5 protein-coding genes are annotated in these 3,406 nt (G+C 47.5%); 1 reads left to right on the top strand and 4 read right to left on the bottom strand.

The annotated features are described in order from the left end of the window. On the bottom strand, positions 1-228 hold a 228-nt coding region (locus tag FDW95_RS22185; RefSeq protein WP_170973040.1), incomplete at its 3' end, for an efflux RND transporter permease subunit. A gap of 11 nt (positions 229-239) precedes the next feature. Beyond that, entirely contained in the window at positions 240-1,397 is a 1,158-nt protein-coding gene (locus FDW95_RS22180; RefSeq protein ID WP_115257348.1) for an efflux RND transporter periplasmic adaptor subunit, read from the bottom strand. Positions 1,398-1,810: 413 nt separating this feature from the next. On the opposite strand from FDW95_RS22180, the gene envR reads away from it, so the two are divergent. Continuing rightward, on the top strand, positions 1,811-2,467 hold the full coding sequence (gene envR, locus FDW95_RS22175; RefSeq protein ID WP_096755455.1) for an acrEF/envCD operon transcriptional regulator: 657 nt from the start codon (positions 1,811-1,813) through the stop codon (positions 2,465-2,467). 62 nt (positions 2,468-2,529) lie between these two features. Here envR and FDW95_RS22170 read toward each other — a convergent pair whose 3' ends face one another. Next, positions 2,530-2,694 (bottom strand): DUF2556 family protein, encoded by a 165-nt coding sequence (locus FDW95_RS22170; RefSeq protein WP_003025279.1) that lies wholly within the window; start codon positions 2,692-2,694, stop codon positions 2,530-2,532. An 82-nt stretch (positions 2,695-2,776) separates the two neighbouring features. Beyond that, positions 2,777-3,406, bottom strand: a 630-nt coding sequence (yhdJ, locus tag FDW95_RS22165; RefSeq protein WP_137363618.1) for an adenine-specific DNA-methyltransferase, incomplete at its 5' end; no start/stop codon positions are given.

The raw sequence follows: 3,406 nt of genomic DNA, 5'->3' as shown, positions 1-3,406 counted from the left end.
CATCAGGTTATCGATACCGTTCATGTTTTGTTCGATAACCTGTGTGACCGTGTCCTGCACGGTTTGCGCATCCGCACCTGGGTAGGTTGCGGAAATCGCAACGGCAGGAGGGGCAATAGTAGGATATTGCGCCACGGGCAGCTGCATGATTGCCAGCGCACCCGCCATCATCAAAATGATGGCCAGTACCCAGGCAAAGATAGGACGCCTAATAAAAAAGTTTGCCATGTCCTGTTACCTTATTGCGCCGCAGTCGCTGCAGGGACATCGGTGGTGGCTTTAACCTGCACGCCAGGGCGCGCTTTCTGTAAACCACTTACGATGACTTTGTCACCCGACTGTAAGCCTTCGCTAATCAGCCACTTGTCGCCAATAGCTTGCACGGCGACGACTGGGCGAGTTTCAGCCTGGCTCTTGTCGTTAACGACCATCACGGTGGCATCGCCGCGCGGCGTACGCGTCACGCCCTGCTGTGGAACGAGGATGGCATTGGGTTGAACGCCTTCATCAACGCGTGCGCGCACAAACATACCGGGTAGTAGAGTGTGCTGCGGGTTAGGGAATACGGCTCGGAGAGTGATTGACCCAGTGCTTTCATCAACCGTCACGTCAGAAAATTGCAACGTGCCTTTCAGCGGGTATGACTGGCCATTTTCCATCACCAGTTCGACGGTGCTGCTGGTGTTGTCTTTATGCAGACTGCCTTGTGCAATAGACTGTTTGAGGCGCATAAAGTCGTTACTGGACTGCGTCACATCGACGTAAATCGGATCGAGCTGTTGCACGGTAGCGAGTGCTGTAGCCTGACCATTAGTGACCAGCGCGCCCTCGGTGACGCTAGATTTACCGATGCGTCCGCTAATCGGTGATGTCACTTTGGTGTAGGCAAGGTTAATACGCGCGCTTTCGACAGCCGCTTTGGCGGCAATAACGGAGGCATCGGCCTGACGTGCGTCAGCAATGGCCTGATCGTATTCTTGCTGGCTGATATATTTTGTTCCGACCAGTGGAACATAGCGTTTTACCGTTAAGTGCGCGATTGCTGCCGCGGCTTCGCTTTTTGCCAGTTCACCTTTAGCGCTGTCATAGTCAGCCTGATAGGTCGCGGGATCGATCTGGTAAAGCGACTGGCCAGCTTCAACATCACTGCCTTCGGTGAAATTCCGTTTAAGTACAATCCCGCTGACCTGAGGGCGTACTTCTGCAATGCGAAATGCGCTTGTACGCCCCGGTAATTCGGTCGTCACGGCTAAGGGGGCTGACTCAACAACATGGACTGTCACCTGTGGCTCGGTGGGATGTGCCTGTGTTTCTCCTTGATCGTTACAGCCGGCGAGTAATGCAGCGGAGATGATGATGAATGAGGGCAGGAGCGAGAACCTGGCAGTTTTCGTCATTTCTATTCCTTAAAGAACCGAAGGCTCGTTATTTACCGGAGTAATGGCAGGTGATAACGCGCACAAATAAAAAATAATAGTTAGCTATCCTACAAATAATTAGCTTGCGATGTAAGCAATACTTATTTTGCGGCGTAATCCACGGCACATAAAAACAAAAAAAGAAGAAACAACTGCCCTTTCATTAAGCGAAGATTAGTCATGTTATGACTTGCATTAACACATATAGAAATAGGTATTGCATTGGTGAATGTATTTTTTCATTTTATTCACATTGTTTATTTGTGCTGAGTGTATGTAATGAAATGTTTTAGAACTCGTCTAAATAAAGGCTAAGTGATACATTAATTCCGTACAGTAAATATTAGATAAGAAAGTTTATCATTCCCTACTCTGTCTCAGGCATTCGAACCATGGCGAGAAAAACGAAAGCTGATGCCCTCAAAACGCGCCAGCACCTGATTGAAACGGCGATTGTACAGTTTGCGGCACGGGGTGTCGGCAATACAACGCTTAATGACATAGCGGATGCCGCTAACGTGACGCGAGGTGCAATCTATTGGCATTTCGACAATAAGAGTCAACTGTTTAATGAGCTTTGGCTGCAGCAACCTCCCTTGCGCGATCTTATTCAGGACCAACTCATCGGACGTTGGGGTGACAATCCGCTACAGAGGCTACGGGAGAAATTAGTCGTGGGTTTGCAATATATTGCAAAAATCCCCCGCCAGCAGGCATTAATGCAAATTTTATATCATAAATGTGAATTCCATAACGATATGATATCGGAACAGGATATTCGCGATAAAATAGGCCTTTGCCATCAAAGAATACGTGATTCATTACAGAAATGTATGGATGAAAATCTTATCGCCACCAGTCTGGATTTAGACGTTATCCTGATTATTTTACACGGAAGCTTTAGTGGGATAATAAAAAACTGGTTAATGAATCCAGTCAGTTATGATCTTTATGAACAGGCGCCAGTATTAGTCGATAACGTATTAAAAATGCTAAGTCCCGATGGCTGTGTGATGCAATTTGTTGAGCGCGAAAATCAGGTAGGGTAGTTTCGGCTGATCGCAGTCAGCCGCCATGGCATGACGGCTGGAAACACGCGTTAGCGGATGCGTTATTCAAGGTCGACGCAGTTGACCAGCTTGAGGGGATTCACCGAGTTCATATTCCGGCACTTATCATGCTCTGTTGTCATTAACTCAATCCACTGTATGAGTAGGGCATCAAAAAGAAAAACAAAGACAGCAAAAACAACCAGCCACCAATACTTGCGAATCATTACCAAATCCTGTGTATTCATACCCAAGCGTGCAGGGAATATACACGAAATCTCTATGCTGAAAAGCAGACTTACAATGCTTTTACTTTGTTGAAATTACGTTGTTCTTTTCAGCTAATCGGCTCTTTTTAGACAGGTTTTTTGTCTTTCGCTTTTTGACCTTTGCAAGGTCATTTTCTGAAAAGTGGGAGCTAATGCTCAGTCTTCTAAGCCCCATTTTTACGTATTCATCATTGACTTCGATACCGATAAATCTGCGATTCAACGCCACTGCCGTCGCGCCCGTGGTGAAGCTTCCTGCGAACGGATCTAACACAATCTCACCCGGGTTGGAGGACGCGAGAATAATGCGTTCTAACAGCGCCTGAGGTTTTTGGGTCGGGTGGTTTTCGTACTCATCCATCAGATAGCGTACGCGGGGAAAATCCCAGACGTTACCGGGCACCTTTTGATGATTGTACGGCTGAGGTGGGTTCTTTCGGTAATCGATTAGCGCGCGCTTGGCGCCCGTTTTAGCCTCAACCAGAACGTCATCACGATTAAAGGTATAGCTTTTCGAGTCTTTGACCATCATCAAGATAGGCTCATACATTGAGCCAAAGAAGTTTTTGGCCTGGACTCCCGAGCTATCATAGGACCACACGATGCGGCTTTTGATGGTGAAAAGCTGGCGACATTTGAGGTCGATATGATGTAGCCCCCTGAAACACCG

This window comes from Citrobacter sp. wls718 (assembly GCF_005280945.1).
GTDB lineage: Bacteria > Pseudomonadota > Gammaproteobacteria > Enterobacterales > Enterobacteriaceae > Citrobacter > Citrobacter gillenii.
The sequence above is the reverse complement of the archived record's forward strand: the minus strand, read 5'-3'. Positions and strand labels throughout refer to the sequence as shown.